28 protein-coding genes and 1 tRNA gene are annotated in these 23,968 nt (G+C 64.2%); 8 read left to right on the top strand and 21 right to left on the bottom strand.

Annotation, left to right across the window (positions count from 1 at the left end; translation table 11 throughout):
- Positions 1–7: 7 nt before the first annotated feature.
- The 14 genes from GB880_RS09495 to GB880_RS09430 all read right to left on the bottom strand — a co-directional run bounded on the left by GB880_RS09495 (position 8) and on the right by GB880_RS09430 (position 11,910).
- On the bottom strand, positions 8–1,189 hold the full coding sequence (locus tag GB880_RS09495; RefSeq protein WP_154491271.1) for a DNA cytosine methyltransferase: 1,182 nt from the start codon (positions 1,187–1,189) through the stop codon (positions 8–10).
- Positions 1,190–1,192: 3 nt separating this feature from the next.
- Entirely contained in the window at positions 1,193–2,419 is a 1,227-nt protein-coding gene (locus GB880_RS09490; RefSeq protein ID WP_154491268.1) for a DNA modification methylase, read from the bottom strand.
- A gap of 371 nt (positions 2,420–2,790) precedes the next feature.
- Complete coding sequence (locus tag GB880_RS09485) at positions 2,791–3,177, bottom strand: DUF6362 family protein (protein ID WP_154491265.1); 387 nt, start codon at positions 3,175–3,177, stop codon at positions 2,791–2,793.
- Positions 3,170–3,367, bottom strand: coding sequence for a hypothetical protein (locus GB880_RS09480; RefSeq protein WP_154491262.1), 198 nt, complete (start codon positions 3,365–3,367; stop codon positions 3,170–3,172). The genes GB880_RS09485 and GB880_RS09480 overlap by 8 nt, the downstream gene beginning before the upstream one ends.
- On the bottom strand, positions 3,364–3,894 hold the full coding sequence (locus tag GB880_RS09475; protein ID WP_154491259.1) for a crossover junction endodeoxyribonuclease RuvC: 531 nt from the start codon (positions 3,892–3,894) through the stop codon (positions 3,364–3,366). The genes GB880_RS09480 and GB880_RS09475 overlap by 4 nt, the downstream gene beginning before the upstream one ends.
- Before the next feature lie 388 nt (positions 3,895–4,282).
- Positions 4,283–6,556, bottom strand: coding sequence for a PriCT-2 domain-containing protein (locus GB880_RS09470; RefSeq protein WP_195840745.1), 2,274 nt, complete (start codon positions 6,554–6,556; stop codon positions 4,283–4,285).
- Positions 6,556–6,780: a DUF6511 domain-containing protein gene (locus GB880_RS09465; protein ID WP_154491253.1), complete on the bottom strand. Its 225-nt coding sequence runs from the start codon at positions 6,778–6,780 to the stop codon at positions 6,556–6,558. Before GB880_RS09465 ends, GB880_RS09470 begins: the two co-directional genes overlap by 1 nt.
- Positions 6,777–8,513: a DEAD/DEAH box helicase gene (locus GB880_RS09460; RefSeq protein ID WP_154491250.1), complete on the bottom strand. Its 1,737-nt coding sequence runs from the start codon at positions 8,511–8,513 to the stop codon at positions 6,777–6,779. Before GB880_RS09460 ends, GB880_RS09465 begins: the two co-directional genes overlap by 4 nt.
- Entirely contained in the window at positions 8,507–9,511 is a 1,005-nt protein-coding gene (locus GB880_RS09455; protein ID WP_154491247.1) for an oxidoreductase, read from the bottom strand. Before GB880_RS09455 ends, GB880_RS09460 begins: the two co-directional genes overlap by 7 nt.
- Positions 9,511–9,873: a hypothetical protein gene (locus tag GB880_RS09450; protein ID WP_229774291.1), complete on the bottom strand. Its 363-nt coding sequence runs from the start codon at positions 9,871–9,873 to the stop codon at positions 9,511–9,513. The genes GB880_RS09455 and GB880_RS09450 overlap by 1 nt, the downstream gene beginning before the upstream one ends.
- A gap of 64 nt (positions 9,874–9,937) precedes the next feature.
- Complete coding sequence (locus GB880_RS09445) at positions 9,938–10,438, bottom strand: DUF669 domain-containing protein (RefSeq protein WP_154491244.1); 501 nt, start codon at positions 10,436–10,438, stop codon at positions 9,938–9,940.
- A gap of 19 nt (positions 10,439–10,457) precedes the next feature.
- Entirely contained in the window at positions 10,458–11,204 is a 747-nt protein-coding gene (locus GB880_RS09440) for an ATP-binding protein (RefSeq protein WP_154491241.1), read from the bottom strand.
- Positions 11,204–11,689 (bottom strand): hypothetical protein, encoded by a 486-nt coding sequence (locus GB880_RS09435; protein WP_154491238.1) that lies wholly within the window; start codon positions 11,687–11,689, stop codon positions 11,204–11,206. Before GB880_RS09435 ends, GB880_RS09440 begins: the two co-directional genes overlap by 1 nt.
- A gap of 11 nt (positions 11,690–11,700) precedes the next feature.
- Positions 11,701–11,910: a helix-turn-helix transcriptional regulator gene (locus GB880_RS09430; RefSeq protein ID WP_043869387.1), complete on the bottom strand. Its 210-nt coding sequence runs from the start codon at positions 11,908–11,910 to the stop codon at positions 11,701–11,703.
- Positions 11,911–12,070: 160 nt separating this feature from the next.
- Here GB880_RS09430 and GB880_RS09425 point away from each other — a divergent pair, with 160 nt between their 5' ends.
- A complete protein-coding gene (locus tag GB880_RS09425) occupies positions 12,071–12,694 on the top strand; it encodes a DUF6088 family protein (RefSeq protein WP_154491235.1) in 624 nt (207 codons plus the stop codon).
- Positions 12,691–13,728 carry a nucleotidyl transferase AbiEii/AbiGii toxin family protein gene (locus tag GB880_RS09420; RefSeq protein WP_154491232.1) on the top strand — a complete coding sequence of 346 codons (1,038 nt, stop codon included), beginning with the start codon at positions 12,691–12,693 and terminating at the stop codon, positions 13,726–13,728. Before GB880_RS09425 ends, GB880_RS09420 begins: the two co-directional genes overlap by 4 nt.
- Here GB880_RS09420 and GB880_RS09415 read toward each other — a convergent pair.
- Genes GB880_RS09415 through GB880_RS09405 form a run of 3 tightly spaced genes read right to left on the bottom strand, consistent with a single transcriptional unit; the run spans position 13,715 to position 16,113 of the window.
- Positions 13,715–14,701, bottom strand: a complete 987-nt coding sequence (locus GB880_RS09415; protein ID WP_154491229.1) for a hypothetical protein — start codon at positions 14,699–14,701, stop codon at positions 13,715–13,717. The genes GB880_RS09420 and GB880_RS09415 overlap by 14 nt on opposite strands.
- A complete protein-coding gene (locus tag GB880_RS09410) occupies positions 14,676–15,860 on the bottom strand; it encodes a hypothetical protein (RefSeq protein ID WP_154491226.1) in 1,185 nt (394 codons plus the stop codon). Before GB880_RS09410 ends, GB880_RS09415 begins: the two co-directional genes overlap by 26 nt.
- Before the next feature lie 13 nt (positions 15,861–15,873).
- Positions 15,874–16,113, bottom strand: coding sequence for a DUF2188 domain-containing protein (locus tag GB880_RS09405; RefSeq protein ID WP_043869383.1), 240 nt, complete (start codon positions 16,111–16,113; stop codon positions 15,874–15,876).
- A gap of 187 nt (positions 16,114–16,300) precedes the next feature.
- On the opposite strand from GB880_RS09405, the gene GB880_RS09400 reads away from it, so the two are divergent.
- From GB880_RS09400 to GB880_RS09375, 6 genes are all read left to right on the top strand, one after another.
- A complete protein-coding gene (locus GB880_RS09400) occupies positions 16,301–16,570 on the top strand; it encodes a helix-turn-helix domain-containing protein (RefSeq protein WP_052453132.1) in 270 nt (89 codons plus the stop codon).
- Positions 16,570–17,502 carry an ImmA/IrrE family metallo-endopeptidase gene (locus GB880_RS09395; RefSeq protein WP_154491223.1) on the top strand — a complete coding sequence of 311 codons (933 nt, stop codon included), beginning with the start codon at positions 16,570–16,572 and terminating at the stop codon, positions 17,500–17,502. Before GB880_RS09400 ends, GB880_RS09395 begins: the two co-directional genes overlap by 1 nt.
- Before the next feature lie 491 nt (positions 17,503–17,993).
- The gene (locus GB880_RS09390) at positions 17,994–18,398 is read left to right on the top strand and encodes a DUF2924 domain-containing protein (protein ID WP_229774293.1); all 405 of its coding nucleotides are present in this window, start codon (positions 17,994–17,996) and stop codon (positions 18,396–18,398) included.
- 2 nt (positions 18,399–18,400) lie between these two features.
- Complete coding sequence (locus GB880_RS09385; RefSeq protein ID WP_154491217.1) at positions 18,401–19,732, top strand: recombinase family protein; 1,332 nt, start codon at positions 18,401–18,403, stop codon at positions 19,730–19,732.
- Positions 19,729–20,118: a hypothetical protein gene (locus GB880_RS09380; RefSeq protein ID WP_154491214.1), complete on the top strand. Its 390-nt coding sequence runs from the start codon at positions 19,729–19,731 to the stop codon at positions 20,116–20,118. The genes GB880_RS09385 and GB880_RS09380 overlap by 4 nt, the downstream gene beginning before the upstream one ends.
- Before the next feature lie 147 nt (positions 20,119–20,265).
- A complete protein-coding gene (locus GB880_RS09375) occupies positions 20,266–21,270 on the top strand; it encodes an ATP-binding protein (RefSeq protein ID WP_154491211.1) in 1,005 nt (334 codons plus the stop codon).
- Between the two features lie 72 nt (positions 21,271–21,342).
- Here GB880_RS09375 and GB880_RS09370 read toward each other — a convergent pair whose 3' ends face one another.
- The 4 genes from GB880_RS09370 to GB880_RS09355 form a co-directional block, all read right to left on the bottom strand.
- Positions 21,343–22,179 (bottom strand): DUF3883 domain-containing protein, encoded by an 837-nt coding sequence (locus tag GB880_RS09370; RefSeq protein ID WP_154491208.1) that lies wholly within the window; start codon positions 22,177–22,179, stop codon positions 21,343–21,345.
- A gap of 349 nt (positions 22,180–22,528) precedes the next feature.
- Positions 22,529–22,618, bottom strand: a tRNA-Ser gene (locus tag GB880_RS09365).
- Between the two features lie 48 nt (positions 22,619–22,666).
- Positions 22,667–23,251, bottom strand: coding sequence for a polyhydroxyalkanoate synthesis repressor PhaR (gene phaR, locus GB880_RS09360; RefSeq protein ID WP_154491205.1), 585 nt, complete (start codon positions 23,249–23,251; stop codon positions 22,667–22,669).
- Positions 23,252–23,398: 147 nt separating this feature from the next.
- Positions 23,399–23,875 carry a phasin family protein gene (locus GB880_RS09355; protein ID WP_154491202.1) on the bottom strand — a complete coding sequence of 159 codons (477 nt, stop codon included), beginning with the start codon at positions 23,873–23,875 and terminating at the stop codon, positions 23,399–23,401.
- Positions 23,876–23,968 lie beyond the last annotated feature (93 nt).

Below are 23,968 nucleotides of genomic sequence, written 5' to 3'. Positions count from 1 at the left end.
CTCCACCTCATCTATCGGCCAGCAATTCAGCCGCCAGAGTTCGCAGCGCATGCGCCGCAACCAGGGGGACCACGCCGTTGCCACAGAGGCGAAGCCGGTCCACCCGGTGGGCCAGCCCATCAGCGCCTCGACGAACAGCGGGTTCAAGGTCCGGCGCACATCGGAGGAATTCGGCCCAGCCGTCGGCGTCACCAGGACCTGGCGGCCAAGCAGGCCGTTCACCGGCGTGTTTGCCAGCGTCGTTGCGCCATCCTTGTGATCCCGTGCCGTTGGCGTCATCCACATCTGACTGGCATGGGTAAGATTTGCCGTCCGGCGATTGCCCGCGCTCGGCTTGTTTCCGTCGGTTGCCATCGGGGTCGGCCAATCCCGCGCCATTCGGTCCAGACCCTTTTCGTCCTTCCGCTCGCCGCCCCGGCTTCGAAAGCTGTCGGTCTGCGGTGTCGGCCACATTGCAGCCGTCGTCGCCAGATTCATCCCGTGCTGACCCGCTGCCTGCGAGGGCGTCGGTTTCGTCTGCCGGTTCTCGTTGGCGCTGGCGCGGGGTGTTGGCCAGAGCCGCAGCAGTTCCGTCCGGTTCCCGCCACTCGACCGGGTTCCAGAGCAGGCGCGTGGGGTCGGCCAGCTCGTCGCCCGCGCGGATGGCGAGGATGAAGAGGCGCTCGCGCTTGTGGGGCGCGCCGACTTCCGCCGCCGTGAAGAGGTCTGCCGCAAGGCGGTAGCCCATGCCGACCAGTCCTGCGGCGACTTCGGGGAAGCCGAGGCGGAGATGATGGGCGACATTCTCGAGGAAGACGAAGGGTGGCTCGACCTCTCCAATAATCCGCGCGACATGCGGCCAGAGGTGGCGCGGGTCGTCCGCGCCCCGACGCTTGCCAGCGACAGAGAACGGCTGGCACGGATAGCCCGCAGTGACGATGTCCACCGCGCCGCGCCATGGGCGGCCGTCGAAACTGGCAACATCGTCCCAGACAACAGCCTGATCCAGGGACGCGTCTTCCATCCGCGCCACGAGAGTGGCTGCAGCGTAGGTTTCCCGTTCGACATGGCCCACAGTTCGATATCCGGGCAAGGCGATGGTGAGCCCGAGGTCGATGCCACCGGCGCCGGAGCAGAGCGACAGGCCGAAGAGGCATGCGCCGCCTGTTCCGTCAGGCAGGCCTGCGGAAGGTAAAGCCAGGTCATCCATCCCTCAGCGGTCTTTGGTCTTGAGGTCGTCGTAGGGCGTTCCATCCCCGTCGAGGACGGCCTGCTTCCCGGTGAATTTCTGCCAGCGCTGGATGGCCACATCGACATAGGCCGGGTTCAGCTCGATACCGTGGCAGACGCGACCCGTGGTCTCGGCCGCGATCAGCGTGGTGCCCGATCCCATGAAGGGCTCGTAGATTGCCTGACCCGGGCTCGAATTGTTGAGGATCGGCCGGCGCATGCATTCCACAGGCTTCTGGGTGCCGTGGACGGTCTTTTCGTCCTGATCCTTGCCCGAGATGTGCCAGAGCGTCGTCTGCTTGCGGTCGCCCGCCCAATGGCCCTTGCCGGACTTGCGCACGGCGTACCAGGCGGGCTCGTGCTGCCAGTGATAATCGCCGCGGCTCAGGACCAGCCGCTCCTTGGCCCAGATGATCTGGGATCGGATGGTGAAGCCCGCGACCTCGAGGCTTTCCGCCACGGTCGCCGCGTGCAGCGCACCGTGCCAGACATAGGCGACATCGCCGGGGAACAGCGCCCAGGCCTCGCGCCAGTCGGCCCGATCATCGTTCAACACCTTGCCAGTGCGCTTGGTCTTGGCCGCCCCCGCCTGGTTGCGCCAGCCCGGGTCGTATTCCACGCCGTAGGGCGGATCGGTGACCATCAGCAGCGGCTTCACCGGACCGAGCAGCCGCTCGACATCGGTGGCAACCGTGCTGTCACCACAGAGAAGCCGGTGGTGCCCGAGCAGCCAGAGATCGCCGGGACGGCTGATCGGATCCTCCGGGGTTTCCGGGATCTCGTCTTCGCCCTCCTGCGGACCGGTGCCCGCATCGAGGCTCGACATCAGCGCTTTCACCTCGTCCTCGGTGAAGCCGGTCAGATCGAGGTCGTAATCCGCCTCCAGCAGGTCCGCCAGTTCGAGGTTCAAGAGGTCCTTATCCCATTCGGCATTCTCGCCGGAACGGTTGTCCATGATCCGGAAAGCGCGGGCCTGGGACGCGGTCAGGCCCTTGGCGACATGCACCGGCGCGGTCTTGAAGCCGAGCTTGCGTGCGGCCTCCAGCCGGGTGTGCCCGGCCAGCACGACCATTGCCTCGTCCACGACGATGGGCTGACGCCAGCCGAACTCCTGGATCGAGGCCGCGACCGTGGCGATGGCCTGCTCGTTGCGCCGGGGATTGCGCGCATAGGGAATGATCTGCTCGAGCGGCAGGTCGACGACGTCCATGGGAATGTCCTTGGGGTGCCGGGCGGCGAAATGGGGAGCGTGAACCGAAATGCCCCCGCGGGACCGTTTCGGTTCAGGCATGGGGTGTCGGGCTGTCAGGCCCTTCGCTCGTTGCCGCGAGGCCCCAAGCGAAACGAAACGGCTATTTTCAGGGGCGTCACTGGGAAACCCTCGCGCTTCGCCCGCCCGCATAGGATGGACGCCGGGAAGGACCCGCCGATTTCAGGGAAATGCGCTCCGCTGCGGCCCTGCTGTCGCGGGTCCGCGCGAACGGAAACGGGGAGAGCCGTCTTCCGACGCACTCTCCCCATCATATCCTTCAGATAGCACGGATCTGTTGCAGCTGTCGAAGATCAAAGTGTTGCAACATTTCATGCAGCCGCAGCATTCAGCCGCGCGGAGATCTTGGTGAGCGCGAGCTTGTGCTGGCGCCATGCGGTGCTGCGGTCGACGCCCAGCTCATGGGTGATCTGCTTCCACGGCCGCCGGGCAGCGCGCCACCAGATCAGGCGGCGTTCACTCTCGCCGAGCCAGAGCACCCAGTCGAAGGTCTGCTCGAGCCGCGAGATCGCGGCGGCCGAGGGCCAGACCCGCATCGGTTCAGGCTCCATGGCGAGGATCTCGCGCTCGGTGCGGATGACCTGCGGCCAGGCGTTGAAATAGCCCTGCACCTTCACGGGCGGTAGCTTGCGCAGGGTGCGGAACGCCTCTTCTAAATGATCGGCGACGTCCTCGGCGGTCCAGATGTGCTCAGCCATGGCGCAGATCCTCGACCGGTCGCGGACCATAGAGCCGCGTGCCCAGCTGCTCGACGAGTTCACGCTCGGGCCAGGTCAGGCGCTGGTCATCCACGCTGACGGCCAGCAGGCCCTGTTCGCGCCAGCCGTCGCGCTTCACCTCATCAGGCGACCGGCGCTGGCCGCCATAGCCCTTGGGATGGAACCTCATGCCGCACCTCCCCGGGCGTCGAGGGCCCAGAGCAGGATGGCGATGGCATCGGCCTCGTTGTCGTCTTCGGGGCTGAAGCCCTTCGCGCGGGCCGCATCGATCATGGCCTGCTTGGGCGCGTTGCCTTTGCCGGTGGCATGGCGCTTGATCGTGCCCACCGGCACGCCCTCGTAGGGCACCCCCCGCAGCTCGCCCCAGCTAGTGAGCGAGGCCATCAGCCCGCCATAGACATGGGCCGCGTCGGTTCCAGCGTGGCGGCGGACCTCCTCGAACCAGATCGCGGCGATCGGACCGGACAGCCGGTCTAGCTCGGTCAGCCAGTTGGTGAAGCGCAGATAGCGCATGCCGCCACCGTCATAGCGCCCGGGCCGGAAGCTGGCGGTGCCGCTGGTGATGAGCCCTTCGTGGCTGCGCAGCGCCCAGCCGGTGGTGGTGCCGAGATCGAGCGCGAGGGTGGCGCAGAACCGTGGCCCCTGTGGGGCCGCGTAAGTCTGCGTCACGCGCGGGTATTCGTTGGATTGGGTCATGAGAGACCTCCTCTTCGCGTTTGCGAGCGAGGCGAGCGGGCTGGCCGGTGAAGGCTGCGGTCTCGCCAGGCCCCGAAGGGTGGTCTGGTCAGTTCATGGGCTGGGCAGCTGGACCGCCCGTCAAATCCTTCAGAACCTTCAGAGGGGCGTCTTGAAGGATTTCCGCCCCTAAGTGGTTGTCCTATATGTGTAATATATAATCTTTCAATTATTCAATATTTCAATAGGTACCTGTCTCTCTCTGTTAGAACGCGCGTACACGTATAGGGATAAGGGGTCCTCTTGAAAGATTGAAGGATTTGAAGGATTCGGTTTTTCCCTTTCGTTTCTGCTGCTTGGCGGAATTTCGGCTTCAAGGGCCGCTTCAGGCGGATTGAAGGATCTCCGGTCACCCGCCCCACCGCGCCATCCGGTAGACCATGGCCTGCTTGGTCGAGGAGCCGCGCATGCCGGTGGTAATGTCGCCGCTCTCGATCAGCGTCAGCAGGATTTCGTCGCGGTCGCGCGATTTCAACCATTGGGAGGCGCGGGTGATGTCGGATTTGGTGATCCCCTTGGGCCCGGCCGCGCGGACGATCTCCTTCAGCCGCTTCAGATGCGCCTCGGTTTCGGTATCCGCCACATGGCGCTCGACCGCCTCCATGGTGCGCCGCGCGTAATGGCGCACGAAGCCGATGGCCCAATCCGCCGCGGTAATGTCGATCTCGGGGCGCACGGGATCGCGCCCGACAGCGACGATCAGCGCCAGCTTCAGCGCGTTCTCTCCGATGCGGGCGAGAATGGCAGTGAAGGCGGTGCCGGCCGCTGCCCGCAGCTCCTCGGTCAGGGCGTCGCTGAGTTCGGCAAACCGGGCCCTTGCTGCGTCCGACATCGGCACGGTCATCGGGTTCACGGCGGTGTTCTGATCGGCGGTCTTGCCGGTCAGGTTGCCCTTCACGGCCCCGCCGCCTTTGGCGACCAGCTGGAGCGCCTGGATCAGCGCGGGCGGGGCTCGCCGGATGCCGACGGCGAGGTTCTCGTCCGGATAGTCCTCATCACTCGGCAGGATCAGAAAGCGCGCGAGCGAGCCATCGACCACGTTTGCCCCCTGCAGCGCGCCCCAGAAATGCAGCGGCGTCGTGGTGCCATAGACGCAAAGGCAGGGCTGGTTGATGTCGCGCCGCTCATTGGTGCCGTCTCGGTTCGCATATTCCGCCCCGAGGAAGATCCCGCCCGCGGCCGTGAAGAGTTCGGTCATGTTGTCGAGGATCTCGGTGATGTGGCGCGGGCTGCGCTTGCGGTCAGCGGCGGCCGACAGGAACATCCCGAATTCGTCGATCTGGAACAGGATCGCCGGCTGGCGGTGGAGCGCGGTCAGGAGCCCGGCGCCGGAGGCGATCTTGTTGCCGCCGAGATGGTGGGCGAGACCCGCCTCGAAGAAGACCTCGTTGATGATCTCGCGGGCGTGGTTCTTGCCCGAGCCGCTGTCAGCAATCCCCACGACATAGAGGTTCGAGCGAAGATTGCTGGTGGTGCGATACCGCCGCCCCATCAGCGCGCCGATGGCGCAGAGGCTGGCCCCGAGCGACAGAAGCGGCTGTGGGCGGCGCGCTGTGGCCAGCATGTAGCCGGTCAGATCCCCGACGAGACCATCGGGGATGGTCAGGCTGAAGGCGGGCTTTTCCGGATCGGCGACGGTCGGCGCGCTCCCCTCCAGCCGGGCCAGCAGATCGGCGGCCGGATGCGGGCCGTCCGGATCGAGGCTGCCATCGAGGCGCAAGGCGGCGTCGGGCTGCCAGCCACGCTCCATGGCGAGGTGGTAGATCGTGCCCGCGCCGATCCGGTCGGGCTTGAAGCTCGCCCAGGCGCGGGCCGTGGTCGCGGGCACATCCTTGGCCGCCTGTGCCGACCAGGTGGCAAAGACCTCGCCGCCCTCATCGCCAAGCGCGCCCTTCAGCGCCATGCCGATGCGCATCCAGCTGTCGTAATCGAGCTCGTCATTCGGCAGCCAGTCGAGCGCCGACCGGATGGCGGGCAAGGTGCCGATCTGCCCGTGGTTGCGCAGCAGTGTGGCCGGTGTTGCCGATCGCAGCCCGCGCTGGCGCAGGGCCTCGGGCAGGGTCGCATAGGCCTGGTCGAGAAAGGCCTCCGCTGCTTCCGCCGTGATTTCCGGAAGGTCGCTGATATCGAGATCGGCCAGACCCTCGTCGGGCCAGACATAGGGCGCGCCGGTATCGGGGTGGTCGGCATAGGCCAGAAACTGCTGCCCGAGGCAGAGCACCTCGAGCGGATGGCGCTTGATGCCCCGAAACGGCGCTGCCGTGCGATAGACCAGCATGCGCTTCGGAGCGCGGCCGATGCGCAGTGCCGGCGTGTCGCCGAGGCGCGCCCGGGCCAGCGCCTCGATCTGCAACGCCAGTTCGGCGTCCGCCGCGATGTCGATATCGACCGCCGCTACCGCTCCACCGACGATGCCGATGCCGCAATCGGGCCACGCAGCCCAGGTCGCGACCTCGACCTCCGTGGTCGGGCGTTCGGCATGGCGGTTCCATTCCGGGTAATCGGCCCAGCCGCCGCGCTGGAACCGGCCGGGCTTCTTGGTGCCCGGGCCGATCGGCAGGATGGCATAGCCATTGGTGACGAGCCGCGCGCCGAAGCGCGCCATCCAGGACGTGTCGGCCATCAGAACGGCACCTCCGGCGCCATCGCGTCGAGCCGGCTGCGATCCTTCGCCGCCAGCGCACGCAGGTGGTCGCAATAGCCGGTGACGACGGCATCGAGAAACCGGGCCCATTCCTCCTCGGACAGGGTCGCGAGGTCGGACTTGCCGATGCTCTCAAGATATTCGCCGCCCATCTGGCCGCCTTTGGCCATGGCCTCGGTCTCATTCGGGGTCGGATCGATCATGCCCTTCCTCCCATGGCAGAGGTCCTGACAGGCGCGGCTGCAGAGCCGCTTGCGGCTGGCGTCGCGCCGCGGGTCGGTGCGGCGGAACCCCGGCTCGAACCAGCCAAAGCCGCGAGGTTCCCGGTGGCAGACGGCGCAGAGGCCGGGGTCGGATAGGCGCATGGGGCGAACCTGTAACCGGAGATCTCAAGATAGCGGCCCGAGGGGCGGACCGAGATGTCGGTGGGACACGCAAGGCGGCTCGTCTGCGCGAGGGCCTCGGCCACGCTCAGCGGCACGGGGCAGCCGGGCGCGCGCTTGCGCCACCACTCGGCCGCCTTTTGGCGGGCATAGCCCTGATGCTCGAGGCAGACCCATTCGCTGTAGGTGGCAAGGCCGCAGCTATAGGTCACCTTGAGCGACGGACGGCCGCCAGCCTTGTCGTGGCGGCTGTAGAAAACGCCCGTGACCGGGAGCCATTGCTGCTTTGGCGAAAGCACCGGCAGCGTGGCGGCCGTGGGGGCGATCTTCACCTCGCGCGCCGGGAAGACATAGCCGCAATCGGGGCATTCCGTCGCCGAGAGCGCGATGATGCTGTCGCACTCCGGGCAGACCTTGGTCGGCGCCTCACCCCCGCCGCCGTCACCGGGGCGCTTGGGCCGCACCAGATCGATCGGCCCATGGCGACGGACATTGCCGGCGAAGTCCAGCACCAGGCAGTTCTCCTTGCCCGGCGCGAGACGGGTGCCGCGCCCGACCATCTGCACATAGAGCCCGGCCGATTGGGTGGGACGCAGGAGCGCGATCAGGTCGACACCGGGCGCGTTGAAGCCGGTGGTCAGCACGCCCATCGAGGCGAGCGCCCGGATTTCTCCGCGCTTGAAGGCGGCAAGGATCGCATCGCGCTCGTCCTTCGGCGTGTCGCCAAAGATCGTGCGGCAACTGATGCCCTGGCGGTCGAACTCCTCGGCCACATGGCGCGCATGCTCGACGCCCGAGCAGAAGGCCAGCCAGGATTTCCGGTCACGGCCATGCGCGATGATTTCGGCGACGGCCGCGCGGGTGATGGCGTTCTGATCGACCGCCGCCGCCAGATCGCGGGCAATGAAATCGCCTGCGCGGGTGCCCACCTTCGAGACGTCGAGCCGGGTTGCAGGCTGTTTCGAGACCAGAGGGCTCAGATACCCCGCGTCGATCAGCTCGCGGACCGGGGCCTCGTAGGCGATGTTCGTGAAGAGCGCGTTCTGCCCCTCGTGCAGCATCCCGCAATCGAGCCGGAACGGCGTGGCGGTCAGCCCGATCACCTTGAGCGCCGGGTTGATCGCCTTCAGCGCGTCGAGGAAGCGCCGATACATCGTGCTCGACTTGCCGGGGATCAGATGCGCCTCGTCGATCAGCACCAGATCGGTGTGGCCGATCTCACCCGCGCGGCGGTGGATCGACTGGATACCGGCGAAGAGGATCCGCGCCTGCGCCTCGCGCTTGCCGAGGCCCGCCGAATAGATGCCCGAGGGCGCTTCGGGCCAGAGGCCGATCATCTCGGCGTGGTTCTGCGCGATCAGCTCGCGGACATGGGTCACGATCAGGATGCGCTGATCGGGCCAGGCCTTCAGCACACCCTCGATGAAGGACGCCATGACCAGCGACTTGCCGCCCGCGGTCGGAATGACCACCAGCGGATTGCCGGTGTGGGTCTGGAAATAGCCGTAGATCGCGGTGATCGCGGCCTGTTGATAGGGGCGCAGGGTCAGCATGGCGCGACCTCCGGGGAACGGGCGTCGTTGGTCCAGGTCGTGCCATCGGCCATGCGGTAGGTGACGACATCGTCGCCCGCATCGATGACCTCGCCCGGGATGAGATCGGGGATGAAGAGATGGCGGCCGCAGGCGGCGCGTTGCTCGGAAGGCGCCAGCATCCGGTCGTGGCGGGCGCAATGCCAACCACCGAAGTTCTTGCTGGTCGCGCTTCCGGACGAAGAACCGGTATCCACTTCTTCTGGAAGCGCTCCGACGGGCGTCGCATGCAGGCAGGACCGGCAGGTCACCGCAGCGCCACCGCCGTCATGGCAGGCCGCATGGTGATCGCAGAACCGGCATTCGAACCAGGCCGGATCCTCGCTGATCCGCGGGGGCGGATGCTGGGCGAAGATGATGCGCCCGGCCTTTTCCAAGAGGCGCTCGGCCATGGCGCGGTCCGCCTCGATGCGCTCGACATGCAGCGCGTCGGTGTCCTTGCAGACCGCGACGTAGAGGGCGCGCGTGATGCCTGTCAGGTGCATGTAGATCTGCATCTGCGCGGCATGCTGGGGCTTGGCCAGAACGACGCCCTTGGAGGTCAGTTCGGTGAAGCTCTTGACCCCATGGGTCTTGAACTCCAGCACATGCCAGGTTTTGGGCGCCTCCAGGAGCCCGAGGGCCACGCCATCGAGCGATCCACCGAAATGCCCGCCATGGGCCTCGACCCGGAACTGGCGGCCGGTCTCGGGATCGACCTCAAGCACGGTCGCCCCGGTGGCACGCAGGTTGCGCACGAGCCGGTCCTCCTCCAGCTGGCCCGTCTCGAAAAGGCGCAGCAGGCGGCCGGAATGGCGCGCGGGCGTCACCCAGCGGAAATCATACCAGAGCGCCCGTGCGCAGGATTTGCCGATGATCGATGCGCCGAGGTGATCGCGGAAACCATCGCCCTGGCGGGATTCATAATCGGCATAGATCGCCGTCAGCGTCGGCGTGGGGGCTTCGGGAAGTTCTGCCATCACAGGCCCTCCCGTTCACTGCGGGCCTGCGCCTCTGCCAAAATGCCATCCCAGGTCTCGGGGTCATGGCGTTCGCGCAGGATGCCGATCAGAGCGTCCTTGAGCTTTTCGCGGCGACGGCGGCCGGTGCCTTGGGCGAGCAGTTCCGCGCGTTCGCGGCACAGGTGGCGGAGCGCCGTGCGGGCCCGGTGGAACCAGTCCGGATCGATCGGCTTCTGGCCGCGCTGGCGGGCCAGATCTGCCGTCGCGATCTGCGTGCGGATCTTGGCGATGGCATCGTCGAGCTCGATCAATCGGCGCTGATCATCAGGCAAGCCGGGGCTGGTCGCAGCCGCAGGGGCCGCGTTGGTCATGTCAGTCATGGGAGTATCCTCAGATGGGGTTTCGCGCTGCCCCGTCAGTCAGGGCGCAGGCCAGCGCGGGTACTCAGCCCTTCTTGTTCCAGGGCGCGGAGGCCATTTTCGGCGGCACCGAAGAGCTGGCCGGATCGGGCTCGGGCTTCGCCGGACGGGCGGCCGGGGCCGAACCCCGCTCGGGCGGCAGATAGGCAATCGCGTTGCTCTCGCCGTAGCCGTTCTTCGGCGGCCGGATCTTCACCTGGATCGTCATCGGGATCAGGTGCAGCTCCTCGCTGTCGCTGACATGCATCCGGCCCGTGGCATGGCAGATCGCCGAGAGCGTGCGCTGCGCGATCTCCACCGTCGTCGGGTTCGGGTTCACCAGGTTCAGCTGGTCGAAGATCTTCCGGCCCTTGTGCTCGCCCTCGAGGATGTCGAGCATCAGCCAGAGGAACTGACCCATGCCGTTCTTCGTGACGCGCATCTCGCTCTCTACGATCTGGGCGCGGTATTTGCCTGCGGGCAGCAGCTCGTAGGCGGTGGTGGGCTCGACGCTGGTGGCGTCGAAGGACGTGTCGAAACGTGCCATGGTCTTGTCCTTGTTCAGTTCATTGGGATTGGGGCATGGCCGCGAGGAACTCCGACCACATCAGCGGCAGGGTGTCCGGCAGGCCGTAACGGTTCTTGGCGAGGAAGGCGGGACGCTCTTCGGTGTGCATGACGCGCGCACCGGACCCGAGCGCCCGGGTCACCTTCTTGTTGAAGCCGACATCGGATTTCGCGACCGAGATTTGATAGTTGGCGAAGAGCACCACGTCCGAATGCTCCTGCAGCAGCGCCGAGGCGCGGGTCTGCAGCTTGATCACATAGCGGTCGTAGGGCTCGTGTTCGGGGCTGTCGAAACGCTTGATGTCGGTATGGGCGATCTGGATGACCACCATGCCTTTGCGGTCGCGAAGCGCGTTGAGCCGGTCGAGATATTCGCGCCAGATGGTCAGCGCCTCGGCATAGCCCTTGCCAAACCCCGGCGCCTCGATCGAGGCCCAGCCGTTGCGCTTGCAGGCCTCGGCCCAGATCAGCGGCTCCAGCCAGTCGACGCTGTCGACGACGACCGTGCCGAAATCGTGGTCCTCGTTCGAGAGCGCATCAAGCGCCTCGGCCACCTCCGCATAACTGGTCGCGAGCGGGAAATGCGGCACCTGCAGCTTGCCCAGGCCATCCTCGGTCATGAGGAAGACGGGCCGGTCGGCATCGGCCGCGAAGGTGGATTTGCCCACCCCGGCCACGCCGTGGATCAGGATGCGCGGCGGGGTCAGCACCGAGGTCGTGCGCAGGGACGCGAGCGAAATGGCCATCAGCGCACCTCCTCGTTCAGCACGAGGCGGAACTTCGGCTTGCCGGCGCGGACCGTGCGCGCGGGCTCGAAGCCCTTGCGCCAGCTTTCCGGCAATGCGCCGTATTTGCGCTCGGAGACCGACAGCTTGGTTTCGATGAATTCCGCGGGGTCCTCGCCCGCCGAGGCGATGTTCTCGGCGATCTGCGCCAGCAACGCCTGATCCCAGTCGATGCGCTTGGGCAGTTCGGCGATCACGGTGACGCCGTCATCCTCGAACCGGATCGTGCCGGTGTCCTTGCCCGCCTCCTGGCGGGTGTCCTGGGCGCGGTCGGCGTATTTGAGAGAGATGGCGCCGTCGAGCCAGTCCGCGACCGACTTCGCCTGCGTCAGCTGCTCGTCCGCCGCGCCTTTCAGCAGCGCGAGATGATCGGCGGGCAGCGCCGCGATCTGGCCCACCGGCATGCGGTGGATATCGGCTAGGGTGATGTGGTTGGAGATCGTCATGTTCCGCCCCCTCACGCCGACATCGGACGATGGGGTTCGTGATCCACGCCGCGGATCTGTTCGGCCTCGAAGGCCTCGACATCCTCGAGCCGGTAGATCACCCGGCCGCCGAGCTTGATGAATTTCGGGCCTTCGCCCGTCCACCGCCAGCGCTCCAGCGTGCGGTGCGAAATGTTCCAGCGAGCCGCCAGCTCGATCTGGGAAAGGTGCCTGGTCGCCATGTGAACCTCCTTGGGATTTCTGCGAACACTTGCGGGTTCAACATGGCGGAGGGGGTGGGAGGCGCCGGGGAGGCGAAAGGGGTACGTTCGGGGAGGAATTGAATTCGTCAGAAAAATCCTCTATGTTTCTGACAAGAAAAGGCCTACGAGGACCGCTCAGATGACTGGTATTTCAGATAGAATCATGAAGCGCCTTCGTTCGAAGGGGCGCGGGAAGTGGGTTTGCACCCCCAGGGACTTCCTCGACCTCGGTAGCCGTGCGGCTATCGATCAGGCGTTGTCGCGCCTGGCAAAGAGTGGTGATCTGCGTCGTGTCGGCCGTGGGCTTTACGATCTTCCCCGCACCAGCGGCGTCCTGAAACGGCCCGCACCGGTCGATATGGACAAGGCGGTTGCAGCCCTCGCGCGGCGCGACAGTGTTCGAATCATGCCCGATGGCATCGCCGCAGCAAACCAGCTGGGCCTGACCAATGCTGTCCCCGCGAAGACGAGCTATGTGACGGATGGGGCGACACGAGACGTGAAAATCGGCAATCGGACCGTGCGGCTGCGGCATGCAGGTCCGAGTGTGATGGCATGGGCGGGAAAAACCTCCGCGCCAGTCGCGCAGGCGCTACGCTGGCTCGGACCGCAAGCCGCGTTGGACACACGGGTTGCGACCACGCTCAAGCGCAAGCTGCCAGATGCCGTGAAAAAGGATCTCGTTCGTAACAGCGGTAGCCTGCCGAGCTGGGCAGCGCCCATCGCGCATAGCCTTGTCGACCCGCAGATCGCCACACCATGAGCGAGAGCTATACGCGGTTTCTCGCGCTTTCAGCTCGCGACCAGAAGGACGTATTCGAGGCGGCTGCTGACCGCCTCGACACGCTTCCGAGCTATGTCGAGAAGGATTTCTGGGTCTGCTTCGTGCTGGACGCGCTCTACAAACGCTTGCCTGACGGCCACCCGCAACTCCTGTTCAAGGGCGGGACGGCGTTATCCAAGGCCTATGGGCTCATCCGCCGCTTCTCGGAGGACATCGATCTTGTCGTTTACCGGGATGGTCTCGGCTTCGCGGCCGAACGCGACCCGACGAACCCCGAGGGTATTTCGAACAAGAAGCGCAAGGCGCTGTTCGATGACCTGAAGGACGCCTGCAGCTCCTATATTCGCGGTGATCTGGCAGAAGCGCTGAAGCCGCTGCTCGATGCGCGTTGCAGCATCGCGCCCGACGATGAGGACAGCGATCAGCAAACTCTGCTGATCGAGTACCCGACGCTCTATCCAAGCACCGAGATCTCCTACGTCCTGCCACGCGTGAAGCTCGAAGCAGGCGCACGCTCGGCGCTCGATCCCAACGAGACCGCCAGCGTGACCCCCTATATCGCAGAGGAACTGACCGACGGATGGTCATTCGCAGTCGACAACGTCCATGTTATTGCTCCGCAGCGCACCTACCTGGAGAAACTTCTGATTTTGCACGGCGCGTTCTGCGGTCATCGTGACGAAGGACGTGTGCCTGCCGACAGCGACAGGATTTCCCGCCACTACTATGACGTCGCCATGATCACCGGCACGCAGATTGGGCGCGCTGCCCTGGCCGACGACGGGCTGCTTGCGGCCGTGCGCGAACACAACCTCATCGCTTTCAGGCAGGCATGGAAGAAATTCGAAGACGCCACGCCAGGCTCGATCTGCGTCGTACCGACCGCCGAGTTGCGCGCGGCGATCGAGGAGGACTATGCCGCGATGCAGGGCATGATGCTCGGCGAGGTGCCGCCTTTCGACTGGATCATGGAACAACTTCGGGTCGCCGAGGACGCAATCAATCGGCGTTAGGACTATCGGCCTCCAGAAGCTCCCTGATGCGCAGCCGACAGGATCCCCCCGTCGTCTCGATCAGATCGCGCCAATCGGGGTGGCCCTTGAAGATATCCCGCATGCGGCTTGAGACATCGTATTCGAGATCGGCAAACATGACTTCTGTGCTGACGCTCTCCTCGCCACCGTCCCATGCGTTGAAGAGGTACTCGACAATTTGCCGCCTCTTGTCGCCGCCAAACTTGAACTCCCGTTCGCCCACCCACAGATGACGGAACCCAGCGGCGTGGCGCACGGGATCGCCTGCATGGGTCGCCGCGCCGGCCTTCAGCTGGGCGGCCAGATATGTTGGCTCGATGACCAGCGCCGCACTGCCAGATTCCAGATCCCCCAATGCAATGAACTGATGCCGGGACAAGTCCGCCTCTGCGAGATCACGGGTCGCCGAGCTGGTCACCACCACCCTGAAATCTGCGGGCGGACGCCCCCCGAGGTAGTTGACGACCTGCTGCCAGGTCTCGCGATCCGTCAGCCGTCTCGCATACCAGATTGGGACACGGGCACCGCGCCCGGGCAGTCTGACGTCGCCCAACTCCCATAGATGGCCCGGAATGCGTTCTGCCGGACGGGCGGAGCGCGGCAAGTCAAGGCGAGATGTCAGCCGACCAATGAACGCGTTGGCATCGAAGCGGAATACCTGAAGGCGTTCGCTGTCGACGGTTACCCATCCCGCTGCCGGGCTGAAATACCCGTAGGCGCGCTGCTCTGGCGACCATTCCAGATTTACTGGCTCGTCCTCATGGTCAACCAAAGAGGTGGCAACTGGAACCGGAGCGTCCGGCACCAAGAGACCAGCGCCGATCAAAGGAGTGGCGCTGGCCGCGTGATAGTCGTGAAGGACAGCCCCGGCGATGCGCGCGCTTTTCGTCTCTACGATGCTGACGAAAAGCCGGGCAGACCGTTCGTCAATCGTCGATGAGGATCGGGTCATCGACCACAACTCCCCACCGGCGCAGATACTTCTCGCCGATCAGCTGCTCCTCTTCCGTCTGATCCTTGAGATTGCAGCCATGCGGCATGGTGATGGTGAGTGGCAGCGTGCGACCACGCCGAGCCCCGGGCTTGGGCTGGAACTTGATCACGAGCTTCGCCTGCGTCGCCACCCAGCCGCCGGTGAGGGGGTTGTCGGGGCCAAGACGAGCCTCCGCCATTGCCCAGATGTCGCGTTCCGCCTTGCTCATCGCCTCCAAGGTCACGCGCTCACCCACGGCATCGATCGGCATGAGCCTGAGCTGCCGGACTTCCACCCGCTCGATCCCGTCCTCGATGTCAGTCGGGAACACATGGGGCGCAAGCAGCACCGCGAGATCATAGCGCCGCATGGGCACCTTCTCGTCCCGGAATTCCACGCCGAGCAGGTCGCGGGCCAGATACTGCGCCATCTCCGCGCGGCTCTCCCGATCATTGGCAACGACTTCGATGACCCCGGAGGCGGGCTCATAGGTCATCGCGGCCTCGAAGACGGGCCGATAAGCGCGGCGCACCAATTCGCCCTCGTCGAAAGCGAACTGATCGTCTGGCAGGCCCTCGCGGTAAACCGTGATCTGGATCAGATCGCAGTCCTCACCTTCGAAGGTCGGACGGACGCGCTCGAAAATGTCGACATGAACATTCCGCGATGCAAACCTCTGGCACAGGGCCGCCTTGAACGCGTTGAGCGCGAGCTCGTCGCGGCGGAGGTTCAGGTTCGCTTCGCAGATGAAGCCGTCCCAGCTCCGCCCGCGGCGGCGCTCATCGGTGAAACGGACCTCTTCCGCATGGCGAAACCGGTTCAGATCGTTGATGAACAGCCACATGGCGCGGGCATGGCCATTTTCGAGCTCGTCGAGGACCTCCCGGTCATCGACAACACTGTAGAGCGCCGTCTGACCCGCGACATCTGCCATGGCGCCTACGCGCTCACCATCGTTGATGACGCGGCCGCGCGCTTCGTCGTCCATCTGATCGACCGCCTGAAGCAGCGGCCGAACGACCTCCGGCTCAGGCGCATCCCAGTTGACGGGCGTCGGAAACTCGATCCCGGTCGCAGTGAAATAGTCGCGCAGCGACGCGAGCGGGGTATTGCGGATGAAGTTGGTCACCGACGCCATGTCTTACATCTCCTCAGCCCTTGATGTTGCGGGGGTCGTTGCCGTGCGAATCCGACTGCGCAATCCGTCCGTCACGATTGTGGATCTTCAGTTCGGTATCCGCATTGCGGCTGATTTCGCGCGCACGCTGGACGGCGTCCTGCTTGGTATCAAAGTGCCCGCTCGAGCGCGCCGCACCACCGCGGCGGACATCCCAGCCGCCTTCTGCATTCGGCACGACGTGATGCGTGCCCGGGTTCTTTCCAACAGCCATTCTGGCCTCCAGGTCTTGTTTCAACGGGAATCAAAGTTCGTTGTAGCGAACCTGCGCAGAAGATAGGGATTGCGCGTATGGCGTGTCAAGGACTAGAAGTTCGTAAAAACGAACCACCAACGAAAAGGGTATTGCCGTGCCAACACCACTAGGGGAGCGCGTTCGCGAGCAGAGGCGAAAGCGCGGATTGACCCTGGAGGGACTCGCCGAGCGGGTCGGCTCCAGCAAGAGCTACATGTGGGAAATAGAGAACAAGGAAGTCGTTCGTCCCTCGGCCGAGAAGCTGGCCATGATCGCCACCGCGCTCGACACCACAGTCGAGTACTTATTGGCCGGTGACGGTGAAAAAGAAGAGGAAAACGCCGAGGACATAGCTTTCTTCAGAAAATACAAGAAGATGGCGGCGCCGGAGAAAGAACGCCTGCGACGCATCCTGGATGCTTTGGACGACGATTGATGACGAGCGGAAAGCAGAAATCTCCCCAGCAAGAGGCAAACCGGCTCTCGATCATGCTCCGGCATGTTCTGGGCGAAGACCGCTTTCCGGTCGACGTCGAAGCCCTGGCGCGAGAAGTCTCCCGCAACAACGCGGACCCGATCGGGAAAATCGTGGGTGGCGAGCTCCCGGGTTTCGAGGGAATGCTCCGGCCGCACCGAAAGCGCCCGGAATGGCACATCGTCTATAACGACGACCCCCGGTATCGCGGCCGCGTTCGCTTCACCATCGCGCATGAGTTCGGTCACTACCAACTTCATCGCCCCATCCTGTCCGATCGGGATTACAAGAGCGGAACCCTCCAGCGCGATTGCGATTTTCAATGCAAACCGCTGCTGCCGAATGCCTGGCAGGAGGCAGAACGACAACGCGAGGAAGAGGCGGACACTTTCGCCTCCTACCTGCTGATGCCGCTCGATGACTACCGTGAGCAGGTGAACGGCGAAGAAATGACCGTCGACCTTCTGAACCACATCACTGATCGCTATGGCGTTTCGCTGGTGGCCGCCTGCCGGAAGTGGATCGATTTCACGGACCGGCGGGCCGTCATGATCGTCGCGCGTGACGGTTTCGCAAGGTGGGGGCGTGCCAGCAAGTCTGCTCTCAAGAGCGGGATCTTCGTGCGATCGGGCATGCAGATCCCTGACGATGCGCTGGCTGCCCTCGGCGCCGACGAGAGGGGATTTGTCTCGGACCGGCCGGTCCAGCGACCGGCTGGCGTCTGGAACTTCAGTCGCGGGTCCGAGCCAGTGCGGGAACTGGCATTGGTGTCCGAGTTTCTGGACTTGTCCCTGACCATCTTGCAGTTCGACGACGCCGTCTATGGTCGGGACTTCGAGGAGGAGCCGATCCTCGACAGCTACGACAAGTTCATGGACGGGTGGACGAGTTGATTCGCCACGGCCGTCCGACCGAGAGGAGAGCGCAGGGACATATCAGCTACGCAGATTTTCGCCACGGCGCGCAGCGACCGCATAAGTCCGTAATAAGCTGATTTACTTGATATTTTCCTGATTTCGCGACACATTTCGCCTATCACAACAGTCGCGAAAACCCGCCATGTCCATTCCCTCCGAAGACCCGGTTTCCGGGCCCAATCCTCTATGCCCTGAACGGATGTCCCCTGATGCCCGGCTTGCCGAGTTGGGTCGCATCCTCGCCGCAGGCGTCGTTCGCCTGACTGCCGGGAAGTCCAGTTCTTTATCGCCCGCCGACGGAGACAGTTCCGTGGACTACCCGCCCCGAAAGAGCGGTGGTCGTCGCAGGAAACGCATCCGCATCGGAGGAATTGATGAAGCATCACAGTAAGATATCGCCGCCCAAGCCCGGGCAGGACGCGCGCCTGGACCAAAGCGTCCTGTCGCGCATCGCCGCGCTCAAGGCCATGTCGGTGAAAGGGCTGAAGGCTGAATGGGAACGGCTCCTCGGCAGCGCCGCACCGAACAACAGCCGCGCCTTTCTTGAGGCCCGCATCGCCTATCGCCTGCAGGAACTGACCTATGGCGGGCCCGACCACGAGACCCGCCGCATGCTGGACCTGCTTGCCGACGAGGTCGAGGGCGTCTCCCGCCGCAAGAACCAGATCGCGGATCCCCGCAATCCGGTGGCTGGCACGCGGCTGATCCGGGAATGGAACGGGGTCGAGCACACCATCACCGTGCTGAAGGACGGTTTTGAGTGGCAGGGCCGCAAATACAAATCGCTCTCCGGCATCGCGCGGGAAATCACCGGCGTGCGCTGGAACGGCTATCGCTTCTTCGGGCTGCAGGTCCGACCGCGGGAGGTTTGACCATGGACATGAACACACGCCCCGGCCGCCGCCTGCGCTGCGCCATCTACACCCGCAAGTCGAGCGAGGAAGGGCTCGACATGGAATTCAACAGCCTCGACGCCCAGCGGGAAGCCTGCGAGGCCTATATCGCCAGCCAGAAATCCGAAGGATGGGTCGCCACTCGCGACCGCTACGACGACGGCGGCTTCTCGGGCGGCAATCTGGACCGGCCGGGGCTGAAGCAGCTGCTGGCCGACATCGACGACGGGCTGATCGACGTGGTCGTGGTCTACAAGATCGACCGGCTCAGCCGCGCCCTGATGGATTTCTCGAAGCTGGTCGAGGTCTTCGACCGCAACGGGGTCACCTTCGTTTCGGTCACGCAGTCCTTCAACACGACCACGTCGATGGGGCGGCTGACGTTGAACATCCTTCTCAGCTTCGCCCAGTTCGAACGCGAGGTCATCGGCGAACGCATCCGTGACAAGGTTGCCGCCTCGCGCAAGCGAGGGATCTGGATGGGGGGCTATGTGCCGCTCGGCTACGATGTGCAGGACCGCAAGCTGGTGATCAACGAGGACGAGGCCGCCTCGGTGCGCCGGATCTTCGAGCGGTTCGTCGAACTCGGCTCGGCCACGATGCTGGCGAAGGAACTGCGGCGCGAAGGGTTTCGCAGCAAGCAGGGCACGCTGATCGACAAGGGCTACCTTTATCGGGTGCTCCGCAATCGCGTCTATCGCGGCGAGGCCGTCCACAAGGGCAAGGCCTATCCGGGCGAGCACGAGGCCGTCGTCACCGACAAGGTCTGGGATCAGGTCGACGCCATCCTGCAGGGCAACCGCCACGCCCGGTCCAGCAACAGCCGCATGCAGACGCCCGCGCCGCTGAAGGGGCTGATCTTCACCGATACCGGCGCGGCCATGACCCCGACCGCGACAAAGAAGCGCGGCAAGCTCTACCGCTATTACGTCTCGATGGACGTGATCAAGAACCGCACCACGGAGGACGACAGCGGCGGCGATCAAGCACCGGTCCGCCTGCCTGCGGGCATGGTCGAGGACGCCATCGTCACCGAAGTCCGGCGCATTCTGCAGACGCCCGAGGTGGTCACGCAGGTGCTGGCGGCGCTGAAGCGCGATCAGGTGTCCGAGGCCGAGGCAATCGCGGCGCTGCATGATTTCGACACGCTCTGGGCGCAGCTGTTCCCGCTCGAGCAGGCGCGGATCATCCAGCTTCTGGTCCGGCGCGTCACCGTCACCGCCGCCGGGCTCGAGGTCGACATCCGGCGCGAAGGCGTCGCGGGCGTCATCCGCGAGATGATCGCCCCACGCGATATGGAGGCCGCCGAATGACCCGAGGCAATGACACGATCCGCGTGCTGATCCCCCTAAAGCTGCGCAAGAAGAACGGGCGACCCAAGATCATGCCGCCCGCTGACTACAGCCCGAGCGAGGATCAGACGCAGGACCCGCACATCCTGCGCGCCATCGGCCGGGCATGGGGCTGGCGGCGGCGCATGGAGGCAGGCGAGTTCGCCACGATCCAGGAACTGGCCGAGGCCGTCGGTCTGGCCGAACGCCATGTCAGCCGCCAGCTACGCCTCGCCTATCTGGCGCCGGAGGTGCTGAAGCGCCTGACCTGCAGCCGCGAGGCGTCGGCGGTCAGCCTCTACGACCTGTGCTTTCTGGCGGGGGAGACATGGCAGGAGCAGGCCGGTCGGGTGTTCGGGCGCGCTTAGAAACGTGACCTGGAATTTGACGCCGTCCCGCACTCAGTGGCGCTGGAACATGGCTGTCCAAGCATGTATTTCATGAGAAAGGTAGCGCCTGACCGTGGGCATGCCCAAATTCTGATATTTTCTAGGCTATTGGAAAGCTGATTTCGAATGCGCGTGGACGTCCCCTACGATTTGTCGCCGGTTAGCCTCGCGGGGTTCGCCTGCATGCTCCGAGATCTTCCAGACGCAGCCGAATACGAGTTCCACTTTGGCTGCGAGCGTTGGTTCCCTCCGTTTTCGATGCTGCTCCTTTCTGCTCTGCTTCGCCAGTTCCGAGGCAATCGACCAGAAGCTCGTCGACGAGCACGGGATCGTGAAAATCACTCATACGCAGCGCATTTCGGCTTCTTCCGATCTTTTGGTCTCCAACATGGGAATGCTCCCGGTGAGGCACCTGGAAGTTCTAGGTACGTTCCGATCAGCGAGCTTGATGTTGCAGAGATTCGCCAAGAGGCATTCGACGCCTTTCAGGAAGTAGGAGACGTAATTGAGGGGAAAGCCGCCGAGCTTGCTGGGCTACTTACGCGCCATCAGCAGGGAGAATTGCAGGATACCCTTACATATTCCATCCGCGAGATCATGCGAAATGTCGTCGAGCATAGCGGCTCTGAAAAGATTTACATTTGCGCTCAATATTGGCCCCAACGCCATGAAGTGGAAGTTGGAATTGTCGATGACGGCATCGGCATCCATAGGGCTCTCACCGGGAACCCAGCCTTCGATGGCTTGACGGAACCGGAAGCCCTTCAGATGGCCTTGATGCCCGGAATCTCCGGGAATCCTCACGCCGGGCGGGGTAACGACCAATGGAACAATTCTGGCTACGGCCTCTATATGACCAGCCGCATCTGCCGGAACGGTGGAAGTTTCCTGTTATGTTCGGGCGGAACCGGAATTGAGCTAAGCAACGAAGGGAAGCATACATTCGATTCGGATTTCCGAGGGACTGCAATCAGGCTAGTAATCGACACAGCCAATTTAAGTGCATTGCGGGAACGTCTCCAACAGTTTGCGGCGCAAGGACGAGTTGCAGCCGCTCAGATCGCCGGCGCCAACGTCAACGTTGCTTCTACTGCATCTCAGATGCTTACCCGAGATTTCCGGCAAGAATAGGCATCTATAGAGCCGTAAGGCGTTGTAATCTTGTGAAGGCGATCAAGCGGCGCAAAGGAGCTGCTTCGGCCGTCAATGAAAACTCGCCTGAAAGGACGTCGCGGTCAGCGAGACATGCGCGTCCAGCGGCGGGTGCAGCTCGAACGCCTTAGGTTCGCGCGCGAAGTTCCAGAGCCGGAACAGGGACCATTCCGAACGCCGTTCCTCGGCCACGGCTAGTTCGTTGCGGCTGATGTGGAAAGGGGTGCGTTCCCAGCCATTCGTCGTCTTCACTTCGATCAGGCGCGGACGGCCGTCGGGTGCAAAGCTGGCGATATCGTAGCCGGCGCCATCGCCGTCCTCCTCCGAAACCCACCGGACCTTGCGCGCAAGATCGTCGCGGCCCGCTGATTTCAGGGCTGCACGCTCATGCGCCAAGACGCGCTCCTCACCGGCGCGGCCGAGGGCGCGGTTTCGCTCGTCTCTCGCCGCGACATCGAATTTGCGGGCGATGTGCAGCATCTGCTCCAGCTCCTGCGGCGGCGGCTGGTTCGACAACGTGGGCGGCGGCCCGATCCAGATCGGCCGCGCCTCCGCGAGGCCGGTCGTCACTCTGGTATCTGAATGGCGGCCGAGCCATGCCGGGTTTAGCGCCAGCCAGCGCGCCACGGCATCCACCAGCGTCATCTGGAAATTGAAGGCGGGCTTGTATCCCGGGATCCAATCCTCACCTAGCCCCTTCAGCACGGCGCTGATGTTCTGGTGCTTGAACTCGACCGATCCCTCGGACCGATTATTCAACAGCGGCAGAAGCCCGCGCCGATGCTCGGCCTTGTTGTAGGGGCGACCAGAGACGTCGTCGGCCAGCATCGCGAAGTAATCCGCGACGATCAGGTCGTTCTCTTCATCTGTCCAGGCCCCGTTTGACATCGCGCCAGGCTAAGGGCGGAAACTGCGTTTGTCATCAGAGACTTCGCGCAAGACTCCCAAGACATACCATCCACCACGCCGCCCGTGTCGCGTCGCCATCTGCTTTGAGACAAGCCGGAACCAGCGAAACACGGGCGCAGTGCGATCCCGTCAGCTCACTGAATTATATGGGGATTTTGAGTCCGTCTCGCCGGGAGCGAGGGGCGGGTGGAAAGAGACGCCGGGCGTTCGGAGACCGATCTCGCGCGATTGGACCGTCTCCGAAGGGCGGATGGCCCTTGCAAACCCCTTTGGCACATAAAGAAAAAGGCCCCGCGAGGGACCTGTTTTCGGGTTTGCAATGTGCAAGTGGCGGACAGTGAGGGATTCGAACCCTCGAGACGGTTCCCCGCCTACACACTTTCCAGGCGTGCGCCTTCGACCACTCGGCCAACTGTCCGTCCGGTTCATCTAGCGAAAGCGGACGGACAGCGCAAGGCGCTGCGGCTCAGAGTTTCGAGATGCGCTTTTGCAATTCGGCCAGCTGACGGCGGATCTCGGCCATGTCTTCGGATTCGGGCTCGGCTTTCTTCGAGGCATGCTTGGGCGCTGGCTCGCCCTCTTCCGGGGCCGGGCCGCTGCTGCCCGAGTGGCCCCAGCCCATGGCCTTGAGAAACAGCCGCTGCTGACGTTGCAGCGCCTCGAACCCCGGCATCGACGACATCGGGTTGGGAAAGGTCGCCAGGTTTTCCATCATCTTGGACTGCCCCTCGCGCAGCAGCTCAAAGCTGGCGGCAAGAAAATCCGGAACGACCGATTGCGCCTGCGTGGTATAGCTGCGCACCAGATCGATCAGCACATCGATGGGCAGGACGTTTTCCCCCCTGCCCTCATGCTCGGCAATGATCTGCAACAGATATTGTCGCGTCAGATCATCGCCGGTCTTGAGATCGACGATCCGGACCTGTCTGCCTGCCCGAATGAAGCCGGCGATGTCTTCCAGCGTCACGTAATCGCTGGTCTCGGTATTATAAAGGCGTCGGCTGGCATAGCGCTTGATCAGAAGCGGGGTCGTATTCTGGGCCTCGGCCATGGCTCCTCCGGCGATGCATTTGCAGCATGATGGGAAATGGCCTGCGAAATTGCAAAGGAAAACCGCCTCGAGGCAACAGCGAAAGGGCGCGCCGCAGATGCGACGCGCCCTGTGTCAAGAACCGGTGCGTTCCGACAGAGGCCGAAATCAGGCCTTGGTCACGGTGCTGGTAGCCGTGGTGGCGGCGGCAGCAGCTTTCTTCACCGCGGCTTGGGTGTCGCGGGTGGCTTTTTCCGCCGCTTTCTGCGCGTCGGCAGCCAGATCCTTGCCAGCGGTCAGCATCAGATCGACGGTGTCCATCTGCACTTTCTTGGCCACTTCGGCAAAGGCAGCCATGTGCTCGGCGGCCATTTCGGCAGCAGCCGAAGCGAAGTCGCTCATCGCCTTGGCGTATTCGGCCGGCTCTTCCTTCGAGGCGGTCAGTTCGCCCAGGCGAGCGATGGTGTCTTTCGCCCACTGCGAGGAAATTTCGGTCGAACGTTCGGCAGCGGCCAGGGTGATCTTGGCCAGCTTTTCGCCCAGGGCGGTCTGCGATTTGAAGGCGTCCTGGAACGACGAGGTGTCGACCGGGAATTTCGCCATGATTTCCTGCATGGTCTTGGTGAAGTCGGGGGTCTTGGCCATGTGCTTTCTCCTTGGTCGGCGCAAGGCGCAGCGCCGTGTGATCCGTATGACCCCCATATACTTTCTGCGCCGCAGCATTTCAACCCTTTTCTG

This window comes from Paracoccus sp. SMMA_5_TC (assembly GCF_009696685.2).
In the GTDB taxonomy this organism is placed as follows: domain Bacteria; phylum Pseudomonadota; class Alphaproteobacteria; order Rhodobacterales; family Rhodobacteraceae; genus Paracoccus.
The sequence above is the reverse complement of the archived record's forward strand: the minus strand, read 5'-3'. Positions and strand labels throughout refer to the sequence as shown.

Coding starts and splice junctions, on each gene's coding strand:
- GB880_RS09475 (WP_154491259.1), bottom strand. CDS start 3,894: ATGACCCAATCCAACGAATACCCGCGCGTGACGCAGACTTACGCGGCC.
- GB880_RS09380 (WP_154491214.1), top strand. CDS start 19,729: ATGACCCGAGGCAATGACACGATCCGCGTGCTGATCCCCCTAAAGCTG.
- GB880_RS09450 (WP_229774291.1), bottom strand. CDS start 9,873: ATGACTGACATGACCAACGCGGCCCCTGCGGCTGCGACCAGCCCCGGC.
- GB880_RS09470 (WP_195840745.1), bottom strand. CDS start 6,556: ATGGCCGACACGTCCTGGATGGCGCGCTTCGGCGCGCGGCTCGTCACC.
- GB880_RS09435 (WP_154491238.1), bottom strand. CDS start 11,689: ATGACGATCTCCAACCACATCACCCTAGCCGATATCCACCGCATGCCG.
- GB880_RS09415 (WP_154491229.1), bottom strand. CDS start 14,701: ATGACCCGATCCTCATCGACGATTGACGAACGGTCTGCCCGGCTTTTC.
- GB880_RS09440 (WP_154491241.1), bottom strand. CDS start 11,204: ATGGCCATTTCGCTCGCGTCCCTGCGCACGACCTCGGTGCTGACCCCG.
- GB880_RS09395 (WP_154491223.1), top strand. CDS start 16,570: ATGACGAGCGGAAAGCAGAAATCTCCCCAGCAAGAGGCAAACCGGCTC.
- GB880_RS09355 (WP_154491202.1), bottom strand. CDS start 23,875: ATGGCCAAGACCCCCGACTTCACCAAGACCATGCAGGAAATCATGGCG.
- GB880_RS09370 (WP_154491208.1), bottom strand. CDS start 22,179: ATGTCAAACGGGGCCTGGACAGATGAAGAGAACGACCTGATCGTCGCG.
- GB880_RS09410 (WP_154491226.1), bottom strand. CDS start 15,860: ATGGCGTCGGTGACCAACTTCATCCGCAATACCCCGCTCGCGTCGCTG.
- GB880_RS09425 (WP_154491235.1), top strand. CDS start 12,071: ATGACTGGTATTTCAGATAGAATCATGAAGCGCCTTCGTTCGAAGGGG.
- GB880_RS09455 (WP_154491247.1), bottom strand. CDS start 9,511: ATGGCAGAACTTCCCGAAGCCCCCACGCCGACGCTGACGGCGATCTAT.
- GB880_RS09445 (WP_154491244.1), bottom strand. CDS start 10,438: ATGGCACGTTTCGACACGTCCTTCGACGCCACCAGCGTCGAGCCCACC.
- GB880_RS09485 (WP_154491265.1), bottom strand. CDS start 3,177: ATGGCTGAGCACATCTGGACCGCCGAGGACGTCGCCGATCATTTAGAA.
- phaR (WP_154491205.1), bottom strand. CDS start 23,251: ATGGCCGAGGCCCAGAATACGACCCCGCTTCTGATCAAGCGCTATGCC.
- GB880_RS09420 (WP_154491232.1), top strand. CDS start 12,691: ATGAGCGAGAGCTATACGCGGTTTCTCGCGCTTTCAGCTCGCGACCAG.
- GB880_RS09430 (WP_043869387.1), bottom strand. CDS start 11,910: ATGGCGACCAGGCACCTTTCCCAGATCGAGCTGGCGGCTCGCTGGAAC.
- GB880_RS09385 (WP_154491217.1), top strand. CDS start 18,401: ATGGACATGAACACACGCCCCGGCCGCCGCCTGCGCTGCGCCATCTAC.
- GB880_RS09405 (WP_043869383.1), bottom strand. CDS start 16,113: ATGGCTGTTGGAAAGAACCCGGGCACGCATCACGTCGTGCCGAATGCA.
- GB880_RS09375 (WP_154491211.1), top strand. CDS start 20,266: ATGCGCGTGGACGTCCCCTACGATTTGTCGCCGGTTAGCCTCGCGGGG.
- GB880_RS09480 (WP_154491262.1), bottom strand. CDS start 3,367: ATGAGGTTCCATCCCAAGGGCTATGGCGGCCAGCGCCGGTCGCCTGAT.
- GB880_RS09495 (WP_154491271.1), bottom strand. CDS start 1,189: ATGGATGACCTGGCTTTACCTTCCGCAGGCCTGCCTGACGGAACAGGC.
- GB880_RS09460 (WP_154491250.1), bottom strand. CDS start 8,513: ATGCTGACCCTGCGCCCCTATCAACAGGCCGCGATCACCGCGATCTAC.
- GB880_RS09490 (WP_154491268.1), bottom strand. CDS start 2,419: ATGGACGTCGTCGACCTGCCGCTCGAGCAGATCATTCCCTATGCGCGC.
- GB880_RS09390 (WP_229774293.1), top strand. CDS start 17,994: ATGTCGGTGAAAGGGCTGAAGGCTGAATGGGAACGGCTCCTCGGCAGC.
- GB880_RS09465 (WP_154491253.1), bottom strand. CDS start 6,780: ATGATCGATCCGACCCCGAATGAGACCGAGGCCATGGCCAAAGGCGGC.